The organism is Dactylosporangium sp. CA-233914 (genome assembly GCF_050942935.1).
Taxonomy (GTDB): domain Bacteria; phylum Actinomycetota; class Actinomycetes; order Mycobacteriales; family Micromonosporaceae; genus Dactylosporangium.
Map to the genome: position 1 here is coordinate 9,412,589 of NZ_CP192030.1, position 26,785 is coordinate 9,439,373.

Annotated in this window: 22 protein-coding genes; 7 read left to right on the plus strand and 15 right to left on the minus strand. The window is 72.5% G+C overall.

Going from position 1 to position 26,785, the window contains the following annotated elements; translation table 11 throughout:
- Positions 1–93: 93 nt before the first annotated feature.
- From ACQPY0_RS41740 to ACQPY0_RS41750, 3 genes are read right to left on the minus strand one after another with little or no spacing between them, the layout of a single operon-like run.
- Complete coding sequence (locus tag ACQPY0_RS41740; protein WP_432973952.1) at positions 94–1,677, minus strand: hypothetical protein; 1,584 nt, start codon at positions 1,675–1,677, stop codon at positions 94–96.
- Positions 1,674–2,576, minus strand: coding sequence for an ABC transporter ATP-binding protein (locus ACQPY0_RS41745; protein WP_432973954.1), 903 nt, complete (start codon positions 2,574–2,576; stop codon positions 1,674–1,676). Before ACQPY0_RS41745 ends, ACQPY0_RS41740 begins: the two co-directional genes overlap by 4 nt.
- A complete protein-coding gene (locus ACQPY0_RS41750; RefSeq protein ID WP_432973956.1) occupies positions 2,573–3,394 on the minus strand; it encodes a MerR family transcriptional regulator in 822 nt (273 codons plus the stop codon). Before ACQPY0_RS41750 ends, ACQPY0_RS41745 begins: the two co-directional genes overlap by 4 nt.
- 160 nt (positions 3,395–3,554) lie before the next feature.
- Between ACQPY0_RS41750 and ACQPY0_RS41755 the strand changes: the two genes are divergently transcribed.
- Positions 3,555–5,018, plus strand: coding sequence for an Hsp70 family protein (locus ACQPY0_RS41755; protein ID WP_432973958.1), 1,464 nt, complete (start codon positions 3,555–3,557; stop codon positions 5,016–5,018).
- Between the two features lie 25 nt (positions 5,019–5,043).
- Here the strand turns inward: ACQPY0_RS41755 and ACQPY0_RS41760 are convergent, their stop codons facing one another.
- Positions 5,044–6,846: a vWA domain-containing protein gene (locus ACQPY0_RS41760; RefSeq protein ID WP_432973961.1), complete on the minus strand. Its 1,803-nt coding sequence runs from the start codon at positions 6,844–6,846 to the stop codon at positions 5,044–5,046.
- Positions 6,847–7,063: 217 nt separating this feature from the next.
- Here ACQPY0_RS41760 and ACQPY0_RS41765 point away from each other — a divergent pair, with 217 nt between their 5' ends.
- Both ACQPY0_RS41765 and ACQPY0_RS41770 read left to right on the plus strand, forming a co-directional pair.
- Complete coding sequence (locus ACQPY0_RS41765) at positions 7,064–7,504, plus strand: sigma-70 family RNA polymerase sigma factor (RefSeq protein WP_432973963.1); 441 nt, start codon at positions 7,064–7,066, stop codon at positions 7,502–7,504.
- Entirely contained in the window at positions 7,492–8,286 is a 795-nt protein-coding gene (locus ACQPY0_RS41770; protein ID WP_432973965.1) for a hypothetical protein, read from the plus strand. The genes ACQPY0_RS41765 and ACQPY0_RS41770 overlap by 13 nt, the downstream gene beginning before the upstream one ends.
- Positions 8,287–8,350: 64 nt before the next feature.
- Here the strand turns inward: ACQPY0_RS41770 and ACQPY0_RS41775 are convergent, their stop codons facing one another.
- The 8 genes from ACQPY0_RS41775 to ACQPY0_RS41810 form a co-directional block, all read right to left on the minus strand.
- Complete coding sequence (locus tag ACQPY0_RS41775; RefSeq protein WP_432973967.1) at positions 8,351–9,754, minus strand: galactose-binding domain-containing protein; 1,404 nt, start codon at positions 9,752–9,754, stop codon at positions 8,351–8,353.
- Positions 9,755–9,912: 158 nt separating this feature from the next.
- Positions 9,913–10,668, minus strand: coding sequence for a creatininase family protein (locus tag ACQPY0_RS41780; RefSeq protein ID WP_432973969.1), 756 nt, complete (start codon positions 10,666–10,668; stop codon positions 9,913–9,915).
- Positions 10,665–11,324 carry a GntR family transcriptional regulator gene (locus ACQPY0_RS41785; RefSeq protein WP_432995584.1) on the minus strand — a complete coding sequence of 220 codons (660 nt, stop codon included), beginning with the start codon at positions 11,322–11,324 and terminating at the stop codon, positions 10,665–10,667. The genes ACQPY0_RS41780 and ACQPY0_RS41785 overlap by 4 nt, the downstream gene beginning before the upstream one ends.
- Positions 11,324–12,316, minus strand: coding sequence for a Gfo/Idh/MocA family protein (locus ACQPY0_RS41790; RefSeq protein ID WP_432973971.1), 993 nt, complete (start codon positions 12,314–12,316; stop codon positions 11,324–11,326). The genes ACQPY0_RS41785 and ACQPY0_RS41790 overlap by 1 nt, the downstream gene beginning before the upstream one ends.
- The gene (locus tag ACQPY0_RS41795; RefSeq protein WP_432973973.1) at positions 12,309–13,421 is read right to left on the minus strand and encodes a hypothetical protein; all 1,113 of its coding nucleotides are present in this window, start codon (positions 13,419–13,421) and stop codon (positions 12,309–12,311) included. Before ACQPY0_RS41795 ends, ACQPY0_RS41790 begins: the two co-directional genes overlap by 8 nt.
- Positions 13,421–14,173, minus strand: coding sequence for an amidohydrolase family protein (locus tag ACQPY0_RS41800; protein WP_432973975.1), 753 nt, complete (start codon positions 14,171–14,173; stop codon positions 13,421–13,423). The genes ACQPY0_RS41795 and ACQPY0_RS41800 overlap by 1 nt, the downstream gene beginning before the upstream one ends.
- Positions 14,170–14,856 (minus strand): amidohydrolase family protein, encoded by a 687-nt coding sequence (locus ACQPY0_RS41805; protein ID WP_432973977.1) that lies wholly within the window; start codon positions 14,854–14,856, stop codon positions 14,170–14,172. Before ACQPY0_RS41805 ends, ACQPY0_RS41800 begins: the two co-directional genes overlap by 4 nt.
- Entirely contained in the window at positions 14,853–15,767 is a 915-nt protein-coding gene (locus ACQPY0_RS41810; RefSeq protein WP_432973979.1) for a dihydrodipicolinate synthase family protein, read from the minus strand. Before ACQPY0_RS41810 ends, ACQPY0_RS41805 begins: the two co-directional genes overlap by 4 nt.
- A 146-nt stretch (positions 15,768–15,913) precedes the next feature.
- On the opposite strand from ACQPY0_RS41810, the gene ACQPY0_RS41815 reads away from it, so the two are divergent.
- From ACQPY0_RS41815 to ACQPY0_RS41830, 4 genes are all read left to right on the plus strand, one after another.
- Entirely contained in the window at positions 15,914–17,020 is a 1,107-nt protein-coding gene (locus ACQPY0_RS41815) for a helix-turn-helix transcriptional regulator (protein WP_432973981.1), read from the plus strand.
- Between the two features lie 79 nt (positions 17,021–17,099).
- Positions 17,100–18,389 carry a hypothetical protein gene (locus ACQPY0_RS41820; protein ID WP_432973983.1) on the plus strand — a complete coding sequence of 430 codons (1,290 nt, stop codon included), beginning with the start codon at positions 17,100–17,102 and terminating at the stop codon, positions 18,387–18,389.
- Between the two features lie 8 nt (positions 18,390–18,397).
- Positions 18,398–20,443, plus strand: a complete 2,046-nt coding sequence (locus ACQPY0_RS41825; protein ID WP_432973985.1) for a hypothetical protein — start codon at positions 18,398–18,400, stop codon at positions 20,441–20,443.
- Positions 20,440–22,143: a hypothetical protein gene (locus tag ACQPY0_RS41830; protein ID WP_432973987.1), complete on the plus strand. Its 1,704-nt coding sequence runs from the start codon at positions 20,440–20,442 to the stop codon at positions 22,141–22,143. The genes ACQPY0_RS41825 and ACQPY0_RS41830 overlap by 4 nt, the downstream gene beginning before the upstream one ends.
- Positions 22,144–22,201: 58 nt before the next feature.
- On the opposite strand, the gene ACQPY0_RS41835 is transcribed toward ACQPY0_RS41830, so the two are convergent.
- Genes ACQPY0_RS41835 through ACQPY0_RS41845 form a run of 3 tightly spaced genes read right to left on the minus strand, consistent with a single transcriptional unit; the run spans position 22,202 to position 26,783 of the window.
- Positions 22,202–23,080, minus strand: a complete 879-nt coding sequence (locus tag ACQPY0_RS41835) for a fumarylacetoacetate hydrolase family protein (protein ID WP_432973989.1) — start codon at positions 23,078–23,080, stop codon at positions 22,202–22,204.
- Entirely contained in the window at positions 23,080–24,627 is a 1,548-nt protein-coding gene (locus ACQPY0_RS41840) for an amidohydrolase family protein (protein ID WP_432973991.1), read from the minus strand. Before ACQPY0_RS41840 ends, ACQPY0_RS41835 begins: the two co-directional genes overlap by 1 nt.
- A complete protein-coding gene (locus ACQPY0_RS41845) occupies positions 24,627–26,783 on the minus strand; it encodes a hypothetical protein (RefSeq protein WP_432973993.1) in 2,157 nt (718 codons plus the stop codon). The genes ACQPY0_RS41840 and ACQPY0_RS41845 overlap by 1 nt, the downstream gene beginning before the upstream one ends.
- Positions 26,784–26,785: the final 2 nt, after the last annotated feature.

A 26,785-nucleotide genomic window follows, 5' to 3' on the forward strand; every position in this document is an offset into this window, starting at 1 on the left:
CGAAACGTCGCTCGGCGATCGTTCCGCGCCGCCCGGACGACAATTGCTGTTCACGTGATCGGGGCGGCGAACCACCTTATCCGGTGGTGATTCCTAACCGGTGGTGATGTCACGGCGGGTGGTGGCGGCGACGCCGAGCACGCCCAGCACCGCGCCCGCCGCCACGAGCAGCAGGAGCGCGCCGGTGTGCGGGCTCGGGGCGGCGATGTCGGGCACGTGCCGGAACAGCCCCAGGTCCTGGACGCGCTGCGGGATGCTCAGCAGGTCACCGAGCAGGGCGACGAGCGCGCTGGCGGCCAGCGGCAGCCAGGCCAGCCCGGCCAGGCGCGGGCGCAGCCCGACGACGAGCGTCGTGCAGCCGGTCATCGCCACGGCGGCCGGCCACTGCCCGGCCACGTAGGCCAGGCTGCGCGAAGCGACGTCCTGGCCGTCGATGACCAGCGGCGCGATCAGCGCGCTGAGGGCGGCGGTCGCGGCGAGGATGACGGCGCAGCCGGCCGCGGTGACGCCGGCCTGTGCGGCCAGCGGTGCCCACCGGCGCACGCCGCTGGCCAGCACGACGTCGGTCAGCCCCGCCCGCTCGGACTGCCCGCCCGCGGTCACCGACAGCACCGCGAACACGGATACCACGATCCCGATGACGGTGCCGCAGTAGGCGAGGTAGCCGGCCACCGGATCGCCGGCGCCCAGCTGTGTGCCGAGGAACCCGCCGAGGTCGCCGTCGCGGCTCTGCTCGACGCTGCCGGAGCCCATGGCCGAGAACAGGGCGCCGATGGCGGCCACGACGACGGTCCAGGACAGCAGCCGGCCGCGGGCGAGCCGGGCGGCCAGCCCGGCGGCGGTGCGCAGGCGCAGCCGGGAGCCGCGGGTGTCACGGCGGCGCACGAGCCCGGCGCCGAACTCGCGCCGGCCCGACAGCACGACCGCGACCCCGGCCAGGACGGCCGCGGCGAGCAGAGCGCCGAGGATGACCCACCAGCGGTCGCCGGTGAACGGCTGCGCCGTCGCGCGCAGGGCGAGCGGGCTGAACCAGTTGAGCGCGCCCACATCCTGGGTGTCGGCGAAGGCGCGCAGGCCGAAGGCGACGCCGAGCGCGGCGAAGGCGACCGTCCGCGCCTGCCCTGCGGCCGGGGCAACCTGCGCCAGCACCGTGGTGAGGGCGGCCATGAGCAGGAACGTCAGGCCGACGGACGCGCCGAACGCCGCCGCGCCCGGCCACGTGACGCCGTCGACCCGGCCGGTCCACAGCCCGGCCGCGGCGGCGGTGCCGAGGGCCAGCACCGTGCCGAGCATCCCGAGCAGCGTCAGCGCACTGGTCAGGGGCAGCCGGGGCGGCAGGCCACAGCAGCGCAGGAGTTCCAGCGTGCCGTCGTCCTCGATGGCGCGGGTGACCGAGACCGTGACGAGCACGGCCATGACGCCCGCCAGGATGGTCACGATGGCGCCGATCTCCCAGGCGTACATCTGCCCGGGCGTGCCCGGGTCGGGCAGCCGGCCGTAGAGCAGGGTGGTGGCCGTGTTGTGGTGCGCCAGCTCGACAGCGGTCCGGCGCTGCTCGGCGGTCGAGTAGGAGTCCTGGTAGGCCTGGACAGTGCTGGCGCACAGCCCCACCAGCAGGACCAGCCACGAGCCCAGCACCAGGCGGTGGCGGCGCAGCAACAGCAGCGTGAGGCTCACCGTGCCGCCACCGCGTAGTGCCGCAGGAACAGGTCCTCCAGCTTCGCCGGGGTGCAGGTGATGTCCTCGGCGCCGGTCTCGGCCAGCACGCCGAGCACGGCGGGCACCAGGGTCCGGGCCACGCTGAGCTGCACCATGCCGTCGTCGGGCTCGGTGGCCACGCCGAGTCCGCGCAGCTGCTGCGCGACGGCGACGCTGCGCTCCCGGGGCAGCCGCGCCGTGATCGTCGACGCGGCGAGGTGGCGCATGTCGGCCAGCCGCCCGGACTCCACCAGCTTCCCGTCCTTGATGATGGTGACCGCGTCGCACAGGTCCTCGACCTCGGCGAGGATGTGGCTGGACAGCAGCACGGTGCGCCCGGCCGCCGCCGCGTCGCGCACTTCCCGCTGGAACAGCTCCTCCATCAGCGGGTCCAGCCCGGAGGTGGGCTCGTCGAGCACGAGCACGTCGGTGGGGGCGGCGAAGGCGGCGACGAGGACGACCTTCTGGCGGTTGCCCTTGGAGTAGGTGCGCACGAGCTTGCGGGTGTCCAGCGCGAAATCGTCGGCCAGGCGCCGCTCGGCGGCGACGTCGCGGCGGCCGCGCAGGCCGGCAAGGGCGTCGAGCACCTCCTGGCCGGTGAAGTTCGGCCACAGGATGACCTCTCCGGGCACGTACGAGATCCGCCGGGTCACCTCCGCCGCGTGGGCGGCCGGGTCCAGGCCGAGCACGCGGACGTGACCGGCGGTGGCGCGGTACAGGCCGAGCAGCACGCGGATCGTGGTGGACTTGCCCGCCCCGTTGGGGCCGAGGAAGCCGTGCACCGAGGCGCCGGACACGGTGAGGTCGAGGCCGTCGACCGCCGCGAACCTCCCGAACCGTTTCACCAGCCCGCGGACGTCGATGACCGGGTCTGTCACTGGACCTGCCCTTTCTCGATGACGGTCAGCAGGGCATCGGCGATGGCCCGCTGGACGGGACGCATCCGGGCGTCGCTGAGCCGGACGTAGAGGTCGGCGGCGCGCCGGGCGAGGCCGAGGTCGATGGAGCGCAGCAGATCCGGCAGCTGCGGGCCGAGCTGCCGGGTGATCCGCTCGACGACGGCGGCGGCGATCTCGGCGATCTCGCGGGCGTCGAGTTCGTCGCGGCGCTTCACGCGCTCGGCGATCTGGCCGAACAGCACCTGGCTCTCGGCGAGCTGGGCCTCGGTGAGCCGCTCGTAGACGACCACGGACTCCGGCGGCATGTCGCCCCGGTAGAACGCCAGCTCCATGAAGTCGCGCTCGCGGCGGATGACCCGGCGCACGTGCTCGTCGCCGGCTTGCGACTCCAGGCGGTCGTAGAAGCGCACCAGGGCAGCCGGCATCGGCGAGAGGTGCCCGTCGAACTCAACGGTGGCGATCAGCCCGGCGATGCGATCCCGCTGCACGCCGAGGTCGGCGAGCTGCTCGTCGAGGGCGTCGACGCTGGCCCGCAGGTCATCCAGGACCGACTCCCGGCGTCCGTTGGCCTGGCCCGGGGCGGGCTGCGTCTGGTCGCCGAGCATGGCCGCGATCGTCGCCAGCGGGATGCCGGCCTGCGCCAGCCAGCGGACCCGGACCAGGCGGGCCAGATGGACCATGTCGTAGTCGCGGCGGCCGTGCCGGGCCTCCGGCACCGGGATCAGGCCGATCTGGTGGTAGTAGCGGATCGTGCGGACGGTCGAGCCGGCCAGTTCGGCCAGCTCACTGATGCGCATGTGCCCATTCTCGACTGTGACGTAACGTCACAGTCAAGACCGCCATGCGGACCGGGCAGGTTGCCAGGCCGGGCGCGTCAGGCATCGAGGATGGCGCAATGCTCGCCGGACGCGCGGATCAAGGCGGGACGGAAATGCGGGGGCCGCGTACGCTGCAACGATGGCTCACGGCGTGCTGCTCGGGATTGACTTCGGCACCTTCAACACCGTGGCCATGGTGCGTCGCGGTGGCGGTGAAGCACGTCCCCTGCTCTTCGATGGGTCACCGTTACTGCCCTCGGCGGTACTCCTGGAAGGCCCCGGCGACGTGTTGTCCGGTGCCGAAGCCGTGCGGTCGGCGCGGGTGCATCCGGATCGGTACGAGCCCAACCCGAAGCGAAGGATGGCAGACGGGATCGTCCTGCTCGGCGGCCACGAGACCGACGTGGTCGACCTGGTCGCCGCCGTGCTGGGACGGGTGGCGTCGGAGGCGCAGCAGGTCGTCGGCCAGCTCCCGGATCGTGTCGTGATCACGCATCCGGAGACCTGGGGCACGTCGCGGTTGAGCCGGTTGACCGCTGCGGCGCTCCGTGCCGGCCTGCCGAGCCCGACACTCGTGTCGGAGCCGATCGCTGCCGCCGCCTACTTCCTCGGCCAGGTCGGCCGGGTCGGCGCGGGTCAGTGCGCGGTGGTGTACGACTTCGGGGCCGGCACGTTCGACGCCGGTGTGGTTCGGCGCGACCCCGCAGGAGCGCTGACGGTACTGGCCGGTGAAGGGCTGCCCGAGGTGGGCGGCCTGGACCTGGACGCCGCGCTGGTGGAGCACCTGGGCCGGCTGATCGCGCAGCGGGCCCCGGACGCTTGGGACCGGTTGCGACAACCGGCCACCGCCGCCGACCGTCGTGCCCGGTGGCAGCTGTGGGAGGACGCTCGGCTGGCCAAGGAGTCGTTGAGCCGTCGTTCGCAGACGCTGGTGCACCTGCCGATCCTGGACGACACCGTTCCGGTGAGCCGGGACGAGTTCGAGCAGCTCGCCGAACCGGTCATCGCGCGGACGGTCGCGGTCACCCGCGCCGCGGTACGCAGCGCGGGCATCGGGCTGTCGGACGTCGGCGGCATCTTCCTCGTCGGCGGGTCGAGCCGCGTCCCACTCGTCGCGACGCTGCTGCACCGCGCGTTCGGGATGCCGCCGGCGGTTCTGGAGCAGCCCGAGCTCGTGGTGGCGGAGGGTTCACTGATCCTGCTCGACGCGTGCGAGGAACGCACGCCCACCGGTGTCACGATGAGGCTGCCCGCCGATGCCGGGTCGGAGGAGACCGTTGCGCAGGCGCGTGCAACGGCCGCCGGCCCGTCACCCGTGCCGGAGGGCTCGCCGCAGCGAGTCATGCAGCTGTCGCCGGCCTCGACGACGGCGGGCCGCGCGTCACGCGTCGACGAGGCCGTCGAACCGGGGCGGGGGCGATCGATCCGCCGCCACCTCACCGATCCGTGGAGTGTGGCAGCGGCCGTGCTGCTCGGTGCCCTGAGCAGCATGATCGGCGGCCTCGCCGGTGCGGGCGCGGCGGCCGTGCTGGCTGCGGGAGCCGTGGTCGCCGTGATCGTGCATACGGTGCGGGTGGCCCTCGGTATCGTGTTCGACCGCTGAAGACGCGGTTGCCGGACGTCGCCCGCTAGAAATTGCTCAGCACCGAGCTGAATATCTTGTCGACGCTGGCCGGGTCGCGCGCGTCGTAGGCGGCTGCCCGCGACACTTTCGCGATCTGTTCGAGCGTGTCCAGGTCAGCCTCCTCGCCGAAGGCGATACCGAAGATGCGAACCGAGTTCTCCAGGCGTGACCCGTCCAGGTCGCGGAGCAACTTCGCCCGGTCGTTGTCGGCCGGATACTCGTTGCGCCCATCGGTGAGCAGCACGACCGCGTTGATGCGGTCGGCGTCCAGCCGTTCCCGCATGTACCCGTCGGCGGCCCGGGTCGTGTGGTACAAGGCCGTGCCGCCATCGGCGCTCAGCGCCCGGATGATGTCGGTGAGTTGCTGCTTCGCGTCACGGATGCGTGACGTCGGCAGCCGCTCGGTGTAGGGCTGCGCACCGTTTGGTCGCTGCCCCGAGAACGTCCACAGTGCCACCTCGTCGTCGGGATGCAGCAGGTCGAGGCTCGCGATCGCCGCGTTCTTCGCGGCTTCCAGCTTGCTGATGTCACCGGCCGCCTTCTCCTTCATCGAGCCCGAGACGTCGAGAACGAGCAGCACCCTCGCCTTCTTGCGCAGGTCGTCCCAGCCGGCGAGGATCTTGTCCAGGACCTCTCCGACGGGCGACTGGATCAGGTTGAGCTTCTGCCCGGCCGGGATCTGCAGGGTCTGCGTCAACTCGGGACCGGCGTTGCCCTGGTGGTCGCGGAAGCCCATCGCCGCGAACGCGGCCTGCTGGGCTGGTTGCTGCAGGAACGCGAGGAAGTCCGCGGCTGCTTCCCGTTGTGCGGCACTGGCCGAAGGCAGCACCACGTACGGGTGGTCGAGCATCAGCGTGCCGTCCCGCGGCACCATCGGCACGAGCGGCACCGTGGGCGCCTTGCCTTTCACCTTCGGGTCGCCGGTGGTGTTGCCCTTGTTGTAGAGGTAGGTGAGCTGCTCCTGATGCACGACGGCGCTCACGTACGACATCGCGGCGCCCTTGGCGTCGGCCTCGGCCAAGTTGGCGAGGAACTTCACCGCATCGTCGGTGTAGTGCAGGACGCCGGCTTCGACCCCGCGAACGAAGTTGATCACATTGGGCTGGGTGAGATCGGCCGCCGTCAGTTCGCGGGACAGGCCGGTCGCCGCGTAGTACGTGGCCACCGTCGCGGCCAGGCCGGACGTGGACCGGTGCGGGTTGTCCTTGCCGAAGGAGAAGCGCCCCCACTCGGGATGGCCGTACCGGCCCCACCCCTGCGGATCGGACGCCAGCGCCAGCACGTCGCTCCACCCGAACTCGCGGTTCGGCCAGCCGAACGCCTCGGCCATCGGCTTCGGCATCGAGATGACCAACGGGCTCTGCGCGATCGACGGCATCTGCGTGCCGGCCGCTGGCACCACCTGCTTGCCGCCGGTGGTCTCCCGGTGGCGGGCCAACTGGAGCCACAACGATGCGGTGGGCGTCCACACCTGCGGTGCCGGCCCACCGTCGCGCTGTTCATCCCAGCCGGAGCCAAGCGCCTCCGCCGCCGCACCGGACGTGAGCCGGTGCACGGAAACCGACGCGCACCGCTTGCCGCCGTACAGCTTGTCGGAGGCATTGTACCGGCGGGCCAGCTCGATCATGAGGTCGGCCTTCTCGGTCGACGAACTGACCTCGATGGGTTCACAGCCGGCTCGCTTGTCGGCGCCCGCCTCCCCGGGGTCGGGACGGAGCACCACGTACGTCACCGCGACGGCTATCAGACCGACGGTCACCGCAATCACCAGCGGCATTCGCGTACGCAGCCCCGCGACAACGCCCATCGACGATCTCCTGTTCACCGGCAGAGCCCCGCATCGTAGCCGACGGCCACAACACCGCCGCTGTCCGCCGGACCTGGCGGACTGGACCGCCCGCTCCGGGTACGGGCTGCCGGCCGCGCAGTCCAAACGCGAGACCCTCGCGGCGGCTCCGGCGCCGGTCCCGCAGTCTGTAAGCCAGGCGGGCAACCTCCCGGCGCGGTGGCCGTGTCTGGAGGGTATGGCAAAGGACGTCGAGGGGTTTCGGGCGTATGTGACCGGCAAAATGCCGACCCTGCGCCGCACCGCCTACCTGCTCTGCGGCGACTGGCACCGGGCCGACGACGTGCTGTCGGCGGCGCTCGTGCGCATCCTGCAGCACTGGCCGCGGGTCGCCGCCGCGGACGACATCGACGCCTATGTGCGTCGCGTGTTGGTCCGCACCATGCCGGACCTCGTCGCCGATCGCCTGGCCCTGTCCGCGCTGCTGGCCGAGCTGCCCCCGCGCCGGCGGGCGGTGCTGGTCCTGCGTTACTGCTGCGACCTGTCGGTCGAGGACACGGCGCAGGCGCTCAATTGCAGTACCGGAACGGTCAAGAGCCAGGCCGCCCGTGGGCTCGCCGCCCTGCGCGAGCGCCTGGCCGGCCACGACGCAACGGAGGAGACCTCATGGACCCGCTGATCAACGACCTGCGCGAGCTCGACCCGCCGGCACCGCCACCGCGCCTCGACCTGGACGCGGTGGTCGCGCGGGGCCTGCGCCGCCGCCTGCGCACCCGCTTCGCCGCCGCCGGTGCGGTCGTCGCCGTGCTCGCGGGCACGGCCGGCCTGGGGCTGGCATTGCAGCGCACACCGGCCGCGGTCACCGGGGTCACGTCGCCACCCCCGGAGTGCGTGCCGGTCGTGGCGTCCCCGGGCCCCAGCGCCTCCTCCGCCGCCACCACGAAGCAGCAGCTCCCGACGACGGAGGAGGCCGAACGGCTCACCACGGCCCTGCGTCAGGCCTTGCACAGCGCGATGCCCGATGCCGAAACGGTGACCACCGGCACCTGCGACCCGGACTGGTCGATGATCCCGCAAACCACGGCCTACGTGGTACTCCTCGACGTCTACGACGCTGCGGGCCGCCAGCTGCTGACCGTGAGCGTGAACGAGCCGGTGGGGCAGATGTCGCCGGGGACGCCGATCTGCGGGAACGACACTACCGGCAGGTCGACCTGCGTCAGCTCCGAGCTCGCCGACGGCACGATCCTGCGCACCATTGACACCAGGCTTGCCGATGGCGTGGTCAGCAGGATGTCGGAGGCGTTTCGTCCGGACTCGCCCAGGGTCGCGGTCGGCCTGAACAACTGGGTGAACGTGGACTTGGACAATCCGAGCGTGTCGCATTTCAAGGTGACCCGGCCGCAGCTGAGCCTCTCAACGGACCAGCTCCAGGCGGTGGCGATCGCACTGCTCCCGTAGCCCTCAGATCAGAGCCGCAGCGACAACGGTGTACCGGTGCGGACGTCGACGCTGTCGATGCGGCTCATGCCGACCGGGGCGCGTAGAGCTCGACCTGGTTGAGCCACAACCGGTTCGGGTGGTCCCGGAATCCGCCGCCGGCAGGCTGGATCACCCGTACCGCCGTCGCCACCACCGTGTCCAGGTCGTGCAGCGAATAGGGCGCCTCGACCGGCTGGGTCACCTCCGCCACGGTGTGCCAGGCTCCGTCGATCCGGGCCTCGATCCGGTACTGCTGCGACGCCCGGTGGTACAGCGCGTACTCGGGCCAGTGCAGCACGACCCGCCCCAGCACCCGCGGGCCGGGCAGGGTGACCTCCACCGAGTGCTCGGTCTGCGCGTCGGACGAGGCCCAGCCGGTGCGCAGGTTGCCGTCGGTGAGGATCGGGGTGGTGTCCTGGTAGGGGCCGGCGACGACCACCGGCCCCATCAGGTGCGGCTGCAGCCGCAGGTCCGATCCGCGGTGCCACAGGATCGGCGCGGTCCTCGCGTCGGTGAGGTGTGCGACGGTCACCGGGCCGTCCGGGTCCGACAGGAACGTGTTGCGCATCAGCACCGAGACGTGGGCGTAGTACGACGGCAGGGTCTCGGCGAAGAACCGGTCCTCGTCCGCCAGCCGCTCCCCGTAGGCGTTGAAGGACATGGAGTGCGGCCCCCGCCGGCACACGACGGCGTCGAGCTCCCCGTGGATGAACGCGTTGTGGATGTCCCAGGCGGACATCGGGGCGCCGCCCCGCTCGTAGTGGCAGTCGAAGTCGGTGTCCATCATGACCCACGTGCCGAGCTCGGCGCTCCAGACCTCGGCGACCACGTGCTCGTCGACGGGTGGGTCGGCGACCGCTTCGTCCCCGATCACGTAGTTGTCGGCGATGCCGCGGTGCAGGTTGACCATACGGGCCTGCATGCCGATGGCCAGGCACGACTGCACCAGCGCGACGGAGTAGTGCACGCAGATGAAGTTCTCGACGCCGCGCGAGCCCCGGTCCAGGATCAGCAGGCCGTTCCACTCCGGCATCCGAAACGGGGTGAGGTGGCGGAACAGCGACTTGATCCAGTCGCGCAGCCGCACCGCCTTGCTCAGGTCGTCGCCGTCCCCGGCGACCTCGGCGAGCGGGAACCGGCTGCGCAGCCGGGTCAGCGTCGGCTCGTCGACCGGCTCGACCGGGAACGGGATCGCCCCGGTCTCGCAGACGCCCTTGGCCGCGTCGGTGACCCGGAAGTACACATCTGTCACGGTGTCGGTGTTGTGCGTGCCGAGGAAGCTGTCCACGCGCACCGTCACGCCCGGTTCCTTGGCCAGGTCCTGCCGGGGATAGGTGGGCAGCGTCGCGTACTCGTCCCACCGGGCCATCCGGCTGAGGATCTCGCGGCGCCACTCGAAGAGCCGTTCGAGCAGTGTCCGGTATTCAGGATGGTCCTGCAGCGTCATAGCCCCACCGTATGCCGGTTGGGAATTGCGCCGTGAGGCGCAGAATTGCCCTGTGCCCCGGCGGGAGCTTCCGGTTGCACGCCACACCCGGTGATCAGGGAAGCCATGGCCATCGTCGGACTTCCCGAGCGCCACCGTCCCGTAAAGGTGGCCAGCTGTCAGCGGAGCGGGCGCGCGGCGAACTCCTGCAACGCCTGTGCGACCGCGTCGGCGGCGAGGTCGAGCCAGCGCGCGCCGTCCGCGGCGGAGGCTGCCGAGGGATCGTCGGAGAAACCTTCCCCGGCCCACGCCAACGGGTCCTCCACATGGTACGGCCGGGCGTATCCGCGCGGGTTGCGCGCGAAGGTGTCCCGGCCGTGCGGCGGGGAGACCACCAGGTCCGGCCGCAGCGCGGCGACCAGTGAGGTCTCGAAGGCGCCGGCGTGGCCGGGTAGCCGCCCGCGTTCCTGGGCGCCGCCTCGCTCCAGCGCGTCCCACGCCATTGTCCAGTAGGAGCCGGCGCCGACGAGCACGCCGAGGTCCACCCCCGCCTCGCGCGCCACGACCGCGATCAGCTCGGCGTTGCCGCCGTGCCCGTTGAGCAGGAACACCCGCCGGAACCCGGACCGCACCAGCGAGTCGCACACGTCGTACAGCAGCGCATGCAGGGTGCTGGTCCGCAGCGTCACCGTCGGCCCGTGCGGCAGATGGTACGGCGAATAGCCGAACGGCACCGGTGGCGTCACGATGACGTCCGCCGTCCCGGCCGCCAGCGAGGCCGCCTGTCGCGCGATGTGGGCGACCGCGAACAGGTCGGTGCCCACCGGCAGGTGCGGTCCGTGCTGCTCGACCGCTCCCACCGGTACCACCGCTACCGCCCCGGCGGCCCGTCGCGCCGCCTCGTCGCGGGTCAGCTCCGCCAGCAACGTCCTCACGGGGTGGCCTCCTGCCGGGTGGTGGCGACGACCCGGCTGGCCGAACGCAGGATGTGTTCGCGCATCCGGGTTTCCGCCCGGTCGGGATCGCCCGCGCACACCGCCTCGTAGACGGCGAGGTGCTCGGCCAGGCCGCGCCGCAGCTCCGCCTCGTCGGTGAGCAGGTGCCGGCGCAGCGCGCTGTCCACGCCCAGCAGCACGCCGACGAACTGCCCGATGAGCCGGTTGCCGGACATGGTGCGGATCAGGTCGTGGAACCGGGCGTTGATGGTCACCACCAGCTCCAGATCCAGCCCGGCCTCCGCGGGTGCGCGGCCCATCTCGCCCACGACCTCGGCGAGCTCCGCCCGCTGCCCGGCTGGCAGCCCGCCGCCGGCGAACCGCTCCGCCACCAGCCTTGCGGCCAGCCCCTCCAGCCAGGCACGAGCCACCACCACGTCACCCACCGAGGTCAGCGCGGTCTCCTTGACCACGACGCCGGTGCGCGGCACTGCCGACACGTACCCTTCGTTCTCCAGGCGGCGCAGGGCCTCCTTGACCGGGGTGGTGCTGATGCCGAGGCTGCGGGCCAGCACGCGCTCGGTGATGCGGTCACCGGGCGCGAGCCGCCCGGCGATGATGTCCTGCAGGATCGTCTCGTAGACCCGTTCCCGCATCAGTCCCACGTGACCGCTTCTCCCGTCCGCATCGCCGTCACGACCGCCAGGCCGAGCCGCAGGGATTCGACGCCGGCCGGCGCCGAGGTCTCCGGGGTGACCCGGTTGCGGACACAGTCGACGAAGTGGCCGAGCTGGGCGTCGAAACAGGCATCGTTCCAGGGTCGGTCCAGCGTCACCTGTTCGCTGCTGTCCCGGGTGAACAGCGTAGCGGTGAGGCCCGGCCGGTCGACGACGGCGATGCCGTCCGGGCCGAGCGCGCGGAACTCACCGACCGGGGAGAGCGGGAACTGCCAGCCGATCTCCAGCCGGGCCACGTCGCCGTTGTCGTAGCCGACGAGGGCGGAGACGAAGTTCTCCGACGGCAGGCTGTCCCGCGACCGCACCCCGATCGCCTGCACCGAGACCGGCGTCGCACCGGACAGGTACGCCAGATGGTCGGCGAAGTGCGCCCCCTCGTGGACGAACGACGGCCCGTGGGCGAGGAAGTGCCCGATCCGCCCGGTGTGGACGGTGTCGGACGGGTCGTACGCCTCGTCGAAGCCGCCCAGCGTGAAGGCGACCGGCCCGCCGATGCGCCCCTCGTCCCGCCACCGCCGCACCGCCCGGACCAGTGGCGAGAACCGGTTCTTGAACCCGATCTGCACGATCCGGTCGCTGCCCGCCACCAGGTCGCGGACCCGTTCCGCGGACGGCAGGTCCACCGCCATCGGCTTCTCGCAGAGCACGTCGAGCCCGAGGCCGACCGCGTGGGCGGTCAGGTGCGGCGACACCTCCGGCGGGGTCGCCACGATCACCGCGTCGGCGTCCGCGTCGTCGAGCCGCTCCAACTCGGGCACCCCGTAGCGGCGCGCCGCGACGCCGCGCCGCTCGGCCGAGTTGTCGAGCACCCCCACCAGGACCACGTCGGCGCTGCGCTCCAGCGCCGGCAGATGGCCGGTGGTGGCGATGTCACCGCACCCGGCCAGCACCACCCGCACCGCGTCAGCCACGGCGCACGCTCCCGGGCCAGGTACGGCGCTCGGCGCCGACGAGCCCCAGGTGGTAGAAGGACAGCGACGGCGCGTCGCCGGCCGCGTCGACCGCCCCGAGGAACGCCTCGTGGTCGGCGACGTGCTCGGGCAGCAGCGACAGCCCCAGGTGCAGCGAGCGCGGCCGGTCGGGGGCGGCCTCCTCCGCCGCACGGACCTCCTTGACCCGCTCGGCGGGGCCGTAGGCGAGCGCCCGGACCGCCGCCCCGGCCCGCTCGATGTCGGCCAGGTGCGCCCCGGTGGCGGCCCGGTCCCCGAAGGTGACGAACTCGACCGGCACCGGGCTGCGCCCCACCAGTTCGGCGACGAGCGAGGTCACCGCCTCGACCCGCACCGCCTGGTACGCCTCGTAGCCCTCCTCGGTGGACAGCGGCTGCAGTACCGGCGTCTCGTAGCAGCGCTGCCAGCGCCGTTGCAGCGCGGCGGTCAGCGCGCCGACGTCGACCCCGGCGGCCTCGCCCGCGGCACGGCAGTGGTCGCAGAAGCAGATCTGCGCGATCATGCCCAGGTTGACGGGGTGCGGCAGGGCGAGCTTGACGTGCGGGTGGTGCGGCAGCGGCAGCCAATGCGCCGACTCGAGCTGCACCCGGTCGGCCCGGGCGCCGACGTCGGCGACCAGGGCGGCCGCATATGCCCGCACCGCGGGGTTGCGCACGCAGAGCGCCGCGGTCACGACGTCACCCCAGACGGTGCGCAGGGCCAGTTCCGGATGGCGGCGGCCGAGGCTGTTGTGCAGGCCGACGGTCCAGGCGGTGAGCCCGCAGCCGGCCCGCTCGGCCAGCTCCCGGCCGAGGGTGAGCGCGTCACCGAGCTCGTCGACCCAGGCCGACACCCGGGGCTTGACGGCACTGTCGTGCCAGCGCGCCGGATCGGGCCGGTAGTAGACCATGCCGCGGGGCAGCTCGACGAGGTGGCGGCGCGGGTTGTCGGGAACGGTGGCGAAGAGGCTGTGGTAGCTGACGGCCACGTTGACGGCGCAGAGGCCGGCGTCGCGCACCACCGGGGACAGCGCGGACGGGCCGTGGTCGGCGACGTCCCAGGGGTAGATCCAGGCAGAGGTGTCCATCAGTCCAGTCCCAGTAGTCGTTCGGCGTTGCGGTGCCCGACCGCGGCGGCCGCGGACTCGTCCAGCTCGTCCAGCAGCAGCCGGTGCACGGCGAGCCGGTGGCGGGCCAGATCCGGGTCGCCGTAGCCGCTGTCCGTGCCGATGCTCACCCGGGCGGTTCCGGTGAGCGCCAGCAGTTGCCGGAAGATGCCCAGCGGTGCGGTGCCGCAGAGGGTCACGTGCACGTTGGGGTGGCGCAGGACGGCGGCGGCCGCGTCGCGCCACAGGTCGAACAGGCCGCCGTGGGCCAGCACCACGGACAGGGCGGGGAACCGTTCCGCGAGCGCGGCGATCTGCAGCGGCGACGAGTAGGGTGGCGTGCCGTCGTGGAACACCAGCGGCAGGCCGGTCTCGGCGGCAGCCTCGGCCACCGGGTCCATGGCGGCGTCCAGGGGCGAGAAGCCTTGCAGCCACGGGTGCAGTTTGATGGCCCGGCACCCCAGTTCCCGCGCGCAACGCCGCAGTTCGTCGGCGGCCCCGCCCTGATGCGGGTCGACGGTGCCGAACGGGATCAGGCGGCCGCCCGAACCGGCGCAGGCCCGGGCGACGATGTCGTTGGCGCGCCGCGTGTCGCGGAAGAACCCGTCCAGGGTCATCACCACCGCCCGGTGCACGCCGCCCGCATCCATCGCCGCCAGGACGTTCTCCTGGCGCCAGGAGCGCCAGGCCGGGGAGTCCTCGGCGGGCAGGTGCGTGTGCATGTCGAGGATCATGAGAACAGGCTCCCGAGGGTGAGCCCGGTGCGGGCGGCCCGGTCCAGCTCCAGGCCCAGGTCGTTGGCGGGCACGTCGCCAGCGAAGACGACCCGGTGCGCGCCGATGGCGCCGGCGATGCGGCGCAGGTCGCCGGGGCCGTTGTAGGCGGTTTCGGCCACGATGTTCGGCACCGCGGTGAGCGCGGGGATCAGGTCCGTGCTGAAGTCGGTACGGCCGGACCGGCCCATCACGAACGTGAGGCCGGGCCAGCGCCGGGCCAGCTCGGTGAGCTGCAACGGTTCGGCCGCGATCGGCACCCCCGTCACGACGTAGACCGGAACCCCCCGATGCTCGGCGGCGCCCAGGACCGGCTCGAGTTGCGGGTCGAGCAGGCGCAGTCCCTGCCGGGCCGGTTCCAGCTTCAGCCCGCACAGCCCGGCGTCGAGCGCGCGGCACAGCTCGTCGACGGCGCCGATGCCGTACCACGGGTTGACGCAGGCGTAGCCGAGCAGCCGGTCGGGATGGCGGCGGATCGCGGCCGACAGAGCCTCGTTGCCCTCCCGGTTGTCCACCGCGACCCACCGCCCGACCGGCCCGAGGACGGCGCGTTCCACCTCGTGGTTGTCGAGCAGCCGGATCAGCTCGTCGGCGTCGGTGGTCCCCATGTCTTCGGGGCCGAACCGGACGTGATGGTCGATCATGCGTTGGCCCGGTCGGGGAACCCGGTGCGGGTCAGGTGCTCCCGCAGCACCGCGCGCTCGTCCGGGCGCAGCGGCACCAGCGGCAGCCGGACCGTGGCCGTCCCGGTGCCGAGCAGGCTCAGCGCCTCCTTGATCACCGTGATGTGGTAGCCCGGCCGGGCGCTGCGCAGCGCGGCGATCGGCGCAACCCGTTCGGCCAGGAGCCGCCCGTGCGTGTCGGCGTCGCCGCGCTCGGCCGCGTCCCAGATCCGCAAGGCCAGGACGGGGTCGAGGTTGACGATGCCCGACGTCATGACGACCGCGCCGCGCGCGGCGTACTCGACGGCCGGGATCTCCGCCATGCCGTTGATCCAGACGTACCGGGCGCCCAGTTCCCGCACGCACTCGGCGAACAGGTCGAGGTCGCCGACCTCGTCCTTGACCGCCACCACGGCGTCCACTTCGGACAGTGCTCGCAGCGCCGGCACGTCGTAGACCATGTCCCGGGTGCTGAACATCAGCAGGCCCAGCCCGCCGGCCTCGCCCAGCCGCCGGCAGTGCTCGATGATCCCGGCCGGCTCCGGCCGGACGAAGTAGAACGGGTTGACCATGAGCCCGGCCGCACCCGCGCCGGCCACGAGCCGCGCCTGCTGTGCGGCGCGGTCGGTGGCGTGACCGACCCCGGCCAGCACCGGTATCCGGCCCGCTGCCGCGTCGACGGCCACGTCGACCAGATCGCGCAGCTCGCCGTCGTCGAGCGCGTAGAACTCGCCGACCCCACCGGCGACCACCACGCCGCAGACACCGGTGTCCGCGAGCCGGTCGACGTGCCGCGCGAGGGCGTCCAGGTCGAGCTCACCACCAGCGCCGAAGAACGTCGGGGAGAAGGCGAGCACGCCGTTGAGCGCGTCGCGCAGCCGGCCAATATCCATATGACACCCTTTCTCGGAAGACCCACCTGTGGTATATCAGCTGGCAACCCATCCCCGAGGGGCGCGAGATTGCGCTGTACCACCTCGGACCTGCTCAACCGGCCGGAGGCACGATGTCCCGATTCGGCACCGTCTTAGGTCAACCCGTGACAGTGATCGACGACGCCGGCCCCGGCCTGCTCGTCGCGGTCCTCGCAGATATCGACGACTTTGAGGTGAACCGGCTCGCCCGGGGTGACGACTGGGCCGCCGACCAGGTCGCCATGACCCAGAAGCACGCCGAGTCCCTGCTGCCCGCCGGCGCCCGGATCGCCCTGGTGCCGCCCGACTCGTGGATCGTCACCCTCGCCGGCGACGACCGGGCCCGGCTCATGGCCGCCGCCAAGGAGTACGCCGACAGCCTGCTCGCCGCCGTCAGCGCGGAGACCGGCGTCGCGGTCACCATCAGCGTCAGCAACCCGCACGCGGGACCGGCGCGGCTGGAGACCGCCACCAGCGAGGCGGTGCGCGCCGTCGAGCGCAAGCTCGTCGGCGGCGGCAACCGGCTCTATCTCTTCGACGACCACAACAGCGCGGGCGCCGCCGCGCTACCGGAGCGGGTTGAAGGCGACCTGGCCCGCTGCATCCGCGAAGGCGACGCCGTCGGCGCCGTCGACGCGCTGCGGCGCTGGATCGACCGGGTGGCGCTGGTGGAGGGCGTCACCCCGGACGTGCTGCGACGCTGGATCGGCGCCGAGCTGCTCTACGCCCTCGACGTGGCCGGGAAGCGCCGCCTCGCCGACGGGTCGGCCGACTGGGTCGACGCCTTCGACCGGCTCGCCCTCGACGAGCTGCTGGAGATGTTCGAGATCCACGAGCGGTCCTACCTGATGCTGTGGCTGGGGCAGCTGCTCCCGCGCATCGTCGAGGTCCAAGCGCCGCAGTCGCCCGCGCGGCACGTGCTCGCGATGGTCGAGCAGTACATCCGCGACCACTACGCCGAGGATCTGCGACTGACCACCGTGGCCAGTACGGTCTACGTGAGCCCCTTCTACATCAGCCACCTGTTCCAGCGCGAGCTCGGCACGACGTTCCTGCGCTACCTCACTGGCGTGCGCATGCACCACGCGCGGCAGCTGCTGACCCAGACCGCACTTCCGGTCGAGGCCATCGCCGACCGGGTCGGGTACTGCTCCCCCAAGCGCTTCCGGGTCCTGTTCAAGCGCACCTTCAACGTCACACCCACCGAATACCGGCGTCAGTACGCCGGCTGAGCGCGACAGCGCAAGTTCCGGCCGCCGCACCGCAATGACGGCGCCCCAGCACCCGAGCCCGGGTGACTAGCGTCGATCCATGGCAGTCAGACCAGTTTCCCGGCGCGTGGTCCTCTTCAGCCTCGGTGCCGCCGCGGCGACCGTGGCCGCCGGTTCGCCGGCCTTCGCCCGAGCAAGAGCCGGGCTGTGCACCTCCGTCGTCTCCGACGCCCTGCGCCTCACCAACGTCGTCCCCACCTGGGGCGCGCAAATACCCAAGGTCGTCTTCGACGGGCGCTGGTACTACGCCGCCACACTGGACGGCAACGGCGCCGAATACCCGTGGCAGGCACGGGTGTGGAAGTCCCGGGACAGCCAGACCTGGACCGAGGCGGTACGGCTGCCCGGCCACGTGTACCAGCCGGTCGGGTTGCTGGTCGACGGTGCCGGGCGGCTGCACCTGCACGTCGCCTGCTACACCGGCGCCGAGGCGTTTCCGGGGGTGGCGCCCAAGCCCGGCGCCGACATGGCCTCCGTCTACGCGATCCGGCTCCAGTTCGACGCCCGGCTGCGCGACGGGTCGGTCGACTTCACCCGGTTCACCGATTACACCGTGCGCACCGGCAGCACGGAACGCTACTACCAGGGGCTCGCCGTCTCCCGCGACGGGCACTACCTCTACAGCGCCTACGCCGTCGACGGCTGGGACCTGTACCTCAACCAGTTCGACACCCGCACCGGGCGCGATGTCCACACCACCCGGATCGGCACCCCGCCGGCCGGGCGCGCCTGGCTCTACCCACGGGTCCAGCCGGGCAAGCAATCCGGCGACGTCCACCTGTCGTTCAGCCAGTATGTGCTCGGTACACCCAACTCGGCCTGCCTCGACGGCGCCCTCCTGTGGCACTCCACCGACGGCGGACGGACCTTCGCCGGTGGATACCTGACCCAGAATCCAGCTCCCGACGGCGACCGCAACTGGGTCGACGCCTCCGACCTCACCGTCGACGTCCACGGCACCGTCCACACGGTCTTCTACCGGCGGGACAACGGCGTCGGCACGCTCTACTACCAGCGCGGCGCGTCCGGCTCCCCCGTGCCGGTCGGCCCGCTGGGCAACCACAGCCAGATCGTCGCGCGCCCGGACGGAACGCTGGTCGTGCTCAGCTCCGACGGCGCCGACCTGGTCGTGGCGACCAGCCGCAACGGCCGCGACTGGAGCCTGGACCGGCACACGGTGCCCGGCGTCTCGGCCGCCAACTGGCCCAACCTCCTGCAGGCCCGCTCCGGCAGCCGGACGCCGCCCGGCAACGGCATCAGCATGCTCATGGCCGGGCAGCGCTCCGGCGATCCGTCGTTCCATCCCCTCCTCTTCGTAACGCTGCGATAGGAGCACCGTTGAACACGACCCTCTTGCGCCGCCTGGCCGTGGCGGTCGCCGGCACCCTCGTGGTCGCCGGCCTCGCCGCACCGCCCGCGGCGGCCGCACCGGCGGCGAACCAGGCCGTCGTCGGTACCGTCGAGAACCTCGGCGTCCCGATCTCCGACTACCTGATCCTCGACAGCGTCCAGGGCCGCGACAAGCACGGCAATCCCATGCTCTACGGGAGTACCTACGTCGCCAGCTCCCCGGGCGTCACGTTCTTCGCCGTCGACGCCCGCACCGGCACGCTCGTCAAGCAGCTGACCATGACCGGCTCGTGGGGCGGCTACCACACCGCGCTCGGCACCGACGGCCGCGTGTACCTGGCCACCCTGGGCGGCGACAGCCGCGCCCACCTGTGGCGCTACGACCCGAAGACCGAGCAGCTCGGCATCGTCGCCACGTCACCCGAGACCGACCTCGGCAACACCTTCTTCTTCGGCGTCACCGCCGCACCCTGGGGCAAGATCTACCTGGGCACCTTCCCGTCGGGCAAGGTGTTCGAGTACGACCAGGAGACCAGCGCCCTGCGCGACCTCGGTGTCGTTGTCCCGGACCACAAGTACGCCAAGGCGCTCGTGCCGCTGCCCGGAGGGCGGCTGTTCGTCGGCGGCGGCGCTCCCGCCTTCGCCACGATCCTCGACGTGCGGACCGGCCGGAAGACCGACATCCTGCCGTCGCAGTACGCGGGCTACTCCTTCGGGTACAACGCCGCGCTCGTCGGCAACGATCTGCTCGTACAGATGGTCACCCCGGACATCCGGGTGCTGCGGTTCAACCTGAACACCCCGCCGTGGCAGAAACCGAAGTTCCTCGGTGAGGTGCCGGAGCTGGCCGGCTACACGGTGCTGCCCAAGTCCGGACACGAGGCGTGGGCGGTCGGTACCTGCACCGGCTCCACGCCCGGCGTCATCCGGTACAACCTCGTCACCAAGGCGTGCACCCGGATCAGCGACGCCGACTGGGTCTCCGGCCATCTCAGCGAGCTGCGCATCGGCGGCGAGCAGTGGCTGACCGGTATCGGCAGCAAGGGAATGTACGGCCGGGTCAACCCGCGCACCGGCCAGGTCGTGCGGCAGCAGCTCACCCTGCCCGGCTCCCCGACCAACATCACCGCGCTGCAGACCGGTCCCGACGGCAAGATCTACGGCGGGACCTACGAGACCAACGCGCTGTTCCGCACCGACCCCGGCACCGGGGCCACAACGGTGCTGGGACCGGTCGCGAAGGGCCGCACCGGTGAGGTCCTGTCGATGGCGTCCACATCGGACAAACTCTTCATGGGGTCGTACACCTACAACGTCGTCACGGCCTACGACCCCGCCCAGCCGTGGAACCCGGACTCCGCCGCCGGCGGCAACCCGCGCGACCTCGGCGAGTTCGGGGACCAGCAGTATCGCCCGTGGGACTTCGTCAAGGGCTCGACCGGCAAGCTGTACCTCGCCTCGGGGGCCGCCTACGGCCAGCTCGGCGGCGCACTCACCCGGATCGACCCGGTCACCTACCAGTCCCAGTCCTGGCGGCACCTCGCCGGCGACCACAACCTGTTCGCGCTCGCGGCCGGGCCGGGCGAGATCTACGTCGGCAGCACCATCAACGGCGACGGCGTGACCGCCACCGGCGACGCCAAGCTGCTCGTCTTCGACGAGGCCAGTTCGTCGGTCGTGCACTCCACTGTCCCGGTGCCCGGCTCGACCTGGATCTGCTCGCTCGCCACCGCCGGCAACGGGAAGGTCTACGGGGTCACCTCGGACAGCAAGTGGTTCTCGTTCAACCCGGCCACCCGGACTGTGACGCAGCTGGGCGCGTTCCCCCTCGGATCGCCGCTGGGTCTCGCCACCGGCCCCGACGGCCTGGTCTACGGAACGACCGGCGGGTCGCTGTTTCGCATCGACCCGGCCACCGACAGCCTCACCACCCTCGCCAACGTCGGCGCCAGCTACTACCGGACCATCGCGTTCGACTCGTCGGGCCGGGTCTACTGGGGCAGCGGCGCCTCGCTCATGAGATGGACACCGTGACCGATTTCGCTCAGCCGCTCGGCGTCGTCCTGGATCCGGTCCAGGGCGGCGCCGAGCCGGCGTTCTCCGGCTACCTGACCGAGATCCTCGCCCATGCGGGCCTGCCGCACCAGGTCGTGCCCGCACCCGATCCGCGTTTCGCGGTCCTCGTCATCGCCGGCGCCGGCGACCCCGACGTGGAGACCCTGCGCCGGTGGCTCGGCCGCGGCGGCCGCCTGCTCGTCCTCGGCGACCCCGGCCCCCTCGCCGGACTGGCCGCGGTCCGCGTCACCGCCCCCGTCGCCGAGGGGCGGGTCGTCTTCGCCCCCGCTCCGGCCTGGGGTACCCCGCCCGACGTGCCGCTGCGCGCCTTCGGCGGTGTCCGCATGACGCCCGCCGCCACAGCCTCCGTCGTCGCGCGCTGGGGCGACGGCAGCGCGGCGGTCACCGTCCGCCGGGTGGGCGCCGGCACCGTCATGGTGATCGGGGCCGACCTGTGCCAGTCGGTGGTCCGCATCCAGCAGGGATGGCCGGTACTCGCCGACGGCGTGCCGCCCTCGGACAACACGTCCCCGGTCGACGACGGGGTGCTCAAGGTCGACGACGGCATCGCCCTCTCCTACGAGCAGGACCGTGCCCTGCCGCCCGGCGAGGTGCTCGAGCCCGGCTTCGCGCACGCCTGGCCGCCGGACGCGGTGGCGCCCTACTTCCACCGCCCGCACGCCGACCTGTGGCGGCACGTGCTGCTGCGCACCCTGTGGTGGCTCGCGCCGGCCGCGACACTGCCGTGGCTGGGCTACTGGCCGGCCGGCGTGCCCGCGATCGGGCACCTGTCACACGACACGGACGGCAACGCCGACCCGGACGCGACGGTGGCGCTCGAGACGTTCGCAGAGTGCGGCACCGCAGCGACGTGGTGCCTGCTGCCGCCGGCGCCGGGCGGCGGTCCGGCGCTGTCGCCGGAGACCATCGCGCGGATCACGGCCGAGGGGCACGAGCTCGGCCTGCACTTCGACGCACACTCCCCCGGCCGCGGCTTCACCGAGGCGGAGCTGGCCGCCCAGCTCGCCTGGGCCCGTGCCGCCGGCGGTCCCGTCACCACGAACAAGAACCACTACCTGCGCTGGGAGGGCTGGGACGACTTCTACCGCTGGTGTGTGTCCATGGGCATCCTCGTCGACGGGTCCCGCGGCCCGGGAACCCAAGGCAACGCGGGCTTCCCGTTCGGTACCTGTCACGTCGCGTATCCGCTCGGCGCGCTGCCGGTCCTCATGCTGCCGCTGCACTTCCAGGACCTGGCGTGGACGATCCAGCCGCCGATCGCGGAGGCCGTGCTCGGCCAGGTGCTGGCGCACCACGGCGTCCTGCACTGCCTGTTCCACGGCGCCAACATGCGCCTGTCCCCCGAGACCCGCCGGGCGGCCGCCGCGATCGTCGAGCTCGGCCGCTCGCTGGGCCTGCGGTGGTGGACCGCGGCGCGGATCGGCGCCTGGGAACGCGCCCGCCGGGGCGTCACGCTGCGGCCCGGGCCGGGCCTGCTCCACATCGACGCCGAGCTCCCCCTGCAGGACGCCGCGATCCTGATCCCCCTCGGCGACTCCCCGATCCCCACCGTGACGGGCGCCCCGCTGCGCCGTGCCGTCGTCCAGCGGCACGGCACCGCTCACCTGGAGATCGCGCTCACCCTTCTGCCCGGCCGCACCACGCTCCACCTGACCTGAGGACAGCGGCGCGGCCGGGAACACCGGTGATCCGGTGTTCCCGGCCGCGACACGCCCCCTAGAGCGCCGGAACGGCGGCGTAGGTGACCGGGTTGGTGAGCGTACCGACGGATTCGATGGTCGCGACCATGACGCCGCCGTCCGGGACCGGGCCGATGCCGGAGGGCGTGCCGGTGGCGATGATGTCGCCGGGGACCAGCGTCATGCCGTCGGAGATGACCTCGATCAGCTTGCCGATGGGAAACACCATGTGCTTCGTGTTCGAATGCTGGCGCACCTCACCGTCGACGGTCAGGGTCAGGTCCAGGTTCATCGGGTCGGCGATCTCGTCCGGTGTCACCAGGTACGGCCCGCAGGGGCCGAACGTGTCGAACGCCTTGGTCAGGTCCCACGGCTGGTTGCGTTCGATCGCCACCAGCTGCAGGTCCCGCGCCGTCACGTCGTTGAGCACCGTGTAGCCGAGCACCACGCGCTCCCAGTCGGCCTCCGGCACGTCGCGGGCGGTGGCGCCGATGACAACGGCCAGCTCGATCTCGTAGTCGAGCCGCTGGGACCGGGCCGGGCAGTGCACGGTCGCGCCGTGCCCCGTCAGCGAGGACGACGGCTTGAAGAAGACCACCGGCTCCTGCGGTACCGCCTGCTCGCCCTCCTCGGCGTGCGCCACGTAGTTCAGCGCGACGCAGACGATCTTCGACGGCGCGGGCACCGGCGATTCGAAGGTGACCTCGTCCACCCGCAGCAGCCGGTCGGCGGGGATCCCGGCCCGCACCGCCTCGCGCACCATCTTCGTGAGCGGGTCGAGGCCGAGCTCGGTGAGGACGGAGACCGGATCGTCGCCGGTCACACCGAGCCGATCCAGCCGGAGCAGGGAGTCCGGTGAGACCCGGGCGGTGAGGACCACCGGACCGGCGCCGACCCGGACGCGGGCTAGGAACATCAGTCTCCTCCAGATGAGCATGGAATGTTGAGCAAGCGACGGGCGTTGCCCGCCAGGATCAGGGCGCGTTCACGGCCGGTCAGGTCCGCGCCGAGCACGCGGCCCAGCCCGTAGCGCTGGTCGATGAGGCACGCGTCGGTGCCGTGCACGATCCGGTCGGCGCCGAGCGCGTCGACCATCCGGCGCAGCCAGCCGCCGGTCATCCACGAGCCGCAGATCTCCGCGTAGACGTTGGGGTGTGCCCGGCAGACCTCGATGGTGCGGCGGAATCCGGTCACGGTGGCGCCGCTGTGACCGACCAGCAGCCGCAGCTCGGGGTGGCGGGCGGCCACGTTGCCGAACAGGCGCGGATCGCTGTGCCAGGTGTCGGCGAACGCGTGCCCGAGGACCGCGACGTCGTGCCGCTGGGCCAGCCGCCAGATCCAGTCGTAGCGCCGGTCGTCCAGCGCGCACTCGTGCGTGTGCGGATGCACCTTGATCCCCACGACGCCGGGCAGCCCGAGCTGGCGGTCCAGCACGGACTCGTCCTGCGGCCGGTGCGGGTCGGCGACGAGGTAGACGTAGACCCTGCCGGGGTGCCGCTGCGCGGCGGCGACGGCCTGCTCGTTCCCCGCGATCGGATCGGCCCAGACCCCGAGCAGGTGCGAGACGACCGCCTGCCGGGTTCCGGCCCGGTCCATGGCCGCGACCAGCTCGTCCACTTCCTGCTGCGGCAGCCACGTGCCCGGCCACGCCCCGATGTGCGCGTGCGCGTCGAGGACGTCGTCCGCCCGCGGGAAGGCCCTGCCCTCCGGACGCGGACCGGCAACGCCCGCCGTACCGGAGGACAGGATGCGGCGGGCGTTACCGCCGGCCACGGCCGCGCGTTCGCGCTCACCGAGCGCCGCGTGGGCGAGCAGGAACATCGGTGCCGCGTCGTCGCGGACCGGAGCACCGGTGCCGAGCAGTACCCGGCCGGCGCCGTAGCGTCCCGCCAGCAGTTCGAGGCCGTGCTGGCTGGCGAGGTAGGAGAGGTCGACGTGCACCCGGGGACGGCGCTCCAGCACGGCGATCAGCTGGCGCAGGGTGCGGTAGCCGACACCGCAGACCACGATGTCCAGCTCCGGCGCGGCTTCGGCCAGCCGGTCCACCTCGGACCACGACATCTCGTCCTGCTCCACGAACACCGGCAGCCGCGCCGCCCGGAGCGCCTCGACCAGACCCGCCGCCTCCGGGCCGTCCGGCGACCAGGTGTGGCTGCGCGGGTACAGCCACACCGCGCGCACGCCTTCCGCGGCGAGCCGCGCCGGCAGGTCCTCCGGCGGCCCGAACTCCCCGCAGTCGAGCGGTCCGAGCACGTACGCCGGCAGCAGACGTTCGTCACCCGCGAGCGCTTCGCGCAGGGCGCGGTTGCCGGCGACCGGGTCGTAGAGCACGGCCCGGCTGTGCCGGACCAGGGCGGCGTCGAGGCCGTGGCGGTCCAGGTGGGCCCGGACGTCGGCGGGGGTCCAGGCGGGATGGTCGTCGGTCGGCCATGGCCCGACAGTGACGTTGACGTCGAGGGCCATCACGCCTCCAGCAGGTCGGTGAGCAGGCCGGCGTCGTGCGCGCGGGCCAGGAACGGCAGGTGGCCGCGCCACTCGGCGATGTCGTTGCTCAGCGCGGGGGCGGCGCCGCGGGGGCGGTACCAGCGGCCACCGCCCTGCAATCCGGCGGCCAGCAGCCGCTCGTCGCCGGTCAGGTCGAACCCGAGCGCCAGGGCCTCGCGGACCATGGCGGACCGGTTCGCCCAGCGGTAGTCGAACCGCCGCAGGTAGATGAACGTGCCGTCGGGATTGCGGCCGAGATCGACCAGGGAACGGCAGCCGGTGACGATCGCCGCCCGTACTGCCGGGTCGTCCTGCAGCGCCAGCAGGTTGGCGAGCCCGGTGAGCAGGACGGCGTTCTGCCAGGCGCAGTAGTCGTCGTGCAGGCCCAGCCGCATGAGCCAGCGGCCGTCGTCTGCCTGCGCCTTGACCGCCTGGCGCGCGATCGCGGCCGCGGTGTCCAGGTAGGACGACTCGCCGGTGGCGCGGGCCAGCGCGGTGAGGGCGATCAGCGGCCAGCCGCTGTTGCGCGGGCCGGGCTCGGGACGGGTCCAGCCGATGCCGTGCAGCCGGATCAGGCAGTCGCCGATCAGGCGGGCGGCGTCCAGGTATCGCTGCTCCCCGCTGATCTGGGCGAACAGGACCAGGCCCTCGGTCCACATGTGGCCGGTGTCGATGGAGGACCACACTTCGCCGGACGGGGTGCGGGCCCGGACGTAGTGGACGTGGGCGCGGCCGTGCGCACGGACCCCGCCGGCCTCGAAGGCGTTTCGGGTGCTGTGGTGGATCAGGTCGATGTCGCACAGGTGGTCGGCGTAAATGCTGGCCGAGTCGTAGTGGGCCCGCTCGCCCGAGCGCAGGTAGTGCAGCGCCAGCGCGTAGAGCGCGTCGTGCTCGTTGTTGGCGGAGTAGCCGGTCCGCGGCCCCGTGGTGATGCCCTGCACGCTGTCGCCGAGGTCGTGGAAGCCCTGGGACTGGCCCGACTGGTACCACCCGAAGAGCTCCTCGCGGATGTGGGCCTCAAGGTTCGGGTAGCGCTCCGGCAGGTAGGGCAGGATGCGCGGCGCGCCGGCGGGGTCGAGCGGGTGTCCCACCAGCGGGTGGTCGAGGCGCAGCCCGCCGAGGCGGTCGGCGCCCTCGATGACCCGCACCCGCCGCGTTTTCGCCGCCCCCTGCGTGAACCGCAGCTCCCCCGCGTCCCGCGGCCAGAATCGGACGCTGACCCCGGCCTCGCCGACGGCGAGGTCCGCCGGATGGTTCTCCCCGAACCGGTGCACGGCCACGGTCACCGGCCCGGTCTCGGTCTCGGCGATCACCCAGTTGGTGCCCTGCAGCCCGTGCAGCTCGGCCCACTCCCAGCGGTCGTGGTAATCCGGGGAGCTGGCGTCGGTCCAGTCCGAGCCGCCGGAGACCTCGGACGCGGCGAAGATGCCCCGCGCGTGCCCGGCGCCGCGGTGCCGCAGCGTGAACGGACCGGAGGACCGGTGCGCGGCGTCGAACGCCCCGCACAGGCCGCCGCGGATCGGCGCGGTGCCGAGCACCGCCGCCCACTCCGCGACGGCCGCCTCGTCGCCGTCCATGTCGTTGATGAGACGCAGCTCCACGTCGAGGTGCGGTGCGCCGGCGGTCGCGGTGACCGTGGCGGCGAACGCCCACGAGGTGCCGTACCGGCCGGTGAGCTCCACCCGGGCCAGCAGCGGTCCGTTGTGGACGATGCGGACCGCGGCGCTCGTCGCCGCGTGCACCACGCCGTCCCCGTCCACGAGCTGGACCCGGGCCTCCCGCAGGCCCGCGAGGCCGCCGAGGGGGTCGAACGCGTCCGGCCGCACCGTCGCCCGTACCCGTCCCGTGTCCAGCACCACCGAGTCGCCGTCCGCGACCGCGGTGGCCGCACGGGCCGGCGCCGCCCCGGAGCCGGTGCCGACCGTGAGGTCCGCCGACGCCATGGCGTCCAGGGTGGCCGGGAAGGCCAGGGTCGCCCAGCCACCCGAGCGCCACAGCTCCTGCGCGGCGACGACCGCGCCGGAGGGATCCCGGACCGTGAACGGCCCGGTCGCCCCGGCTGCCACCGGCACCCCGGCGACGACGACCTCGCCTGCGCGGGCGACGCCGACCTCCTCGCGGATGCGCAACCTCATAC

Excerpts from the sequence above, each read along its gene's own strand:
- ACQPY0_RS41750 (WP_432973956.1), bottom strand. The coding sequence starts at position 3,394 with ATGCGCATCAGTGAGCTGGCCGAACTGGCCGGCTCGACCGTCCGCACG.
- ACQPY0_RS41755 (WP_432973958.1), top strand. The coding sequence starts at position 3,555 with ATGGCTCACGGCGTGCTGCTCGGGATTGACTTCGGCACCTTCAACACC.
- ACQPY0_RS41760 (WP_432973961.1), bottom strand. The coding sequence starts at position 6,846 with ATGGGCGTTGTCGCGGGGCTGCGTACGCGAATGCCGCTGGTGATTGCG.
- ACQPY0_RS41765 (WP_432973963.1), top strand. The coding sequence starts at position 7,064 with ATGGCAAAGGACGTCGAGGGGTTTCGGGCGTATGTGACCGGCAAAATG.
- ACQPY0_RS41770 (WP_432973965.1), top strand. The coding sequence starts at position 7,492 with ATGGACCCGCTGATCAACGACCTGCGCGAGCTCGACCCGCCGGCACCG.
- ACQPY0_RS41775 (WP_432973967.1), bottom strand. The coding sequence starts at position 9,754 with ATGACGCTGCAGGACCATCCTGAATACCGGACACTGCTCGAACGGCTC.
- ACQPY0_RS41785 (WP_432995584.1), bottom strand. The coding sequence starts at position 11,324 with ATGCGGGAACGGGTCTACGAGACGATCCTGCAGGACATCATCGCCGGG.
- ACQPY0_RS41795 (WP_432973973.1), bottom strand. The coding sequence starts at position 13,421 with ATGGACACCTCTGCCTGGATCTACCCCTGGGACGTCGCCGACCACGGC.
- ACQPY0_RS41800 (WP_432973975.1), bottom strand. The coding sequence starts at position 14,173 with ATGATCCTCGACATGCACACGCACCTGCCCGCCGAGGACTCCCCGGCC.
- ACQPY0_RS41805 (WP_432973977.1), bottom strand. The coding sequence starts at position 14,856 with ATGATCGACCATCACGTCCGGTTCGGCCCCGAAGACATGGGGACCACC.
- ACQPY0_RS41810 (WP_432973979.1), bottom strand. The coding sequence starts at position 15,767 with ATGGATATTGGCCGGCTGCGCGACGCGCTCAACGGCGTGCTCGCCTTC.
- ACQPY0_RS41820 (WP_432973983.1), top strand. The coding sequence starts at position 17,100 with ATGGCAGTCAGACCAGTTTCCCGGCGCGTGGTCCTCTTCAGCCTCGGT.
- ACQPY0_RS41835 (WP_432973989.1), bottom strand. The coding sequence starts at position 23,080 with ATGTTCCTAGCCCGCGTCCGGGTCGGCGCCGGTCCGGTGGTCCTCACC.
- ACQPY0_RS41840 (WP_432973991.1), bottom strand. The coding sequence starts at position 24,627 with ATGGCCCTCGACGTCAACGTCACTGTCGGGCCATGGCCGACCGACGAC.
- ACQPY0_RS41845 (WP_432973993.1), bottom strand. The coding sequence starts at position 26,783 with ATGAGGTTGCGCATCCGCGAGGAGGTCGGCGTCGCCCGCGCAGGCGAG.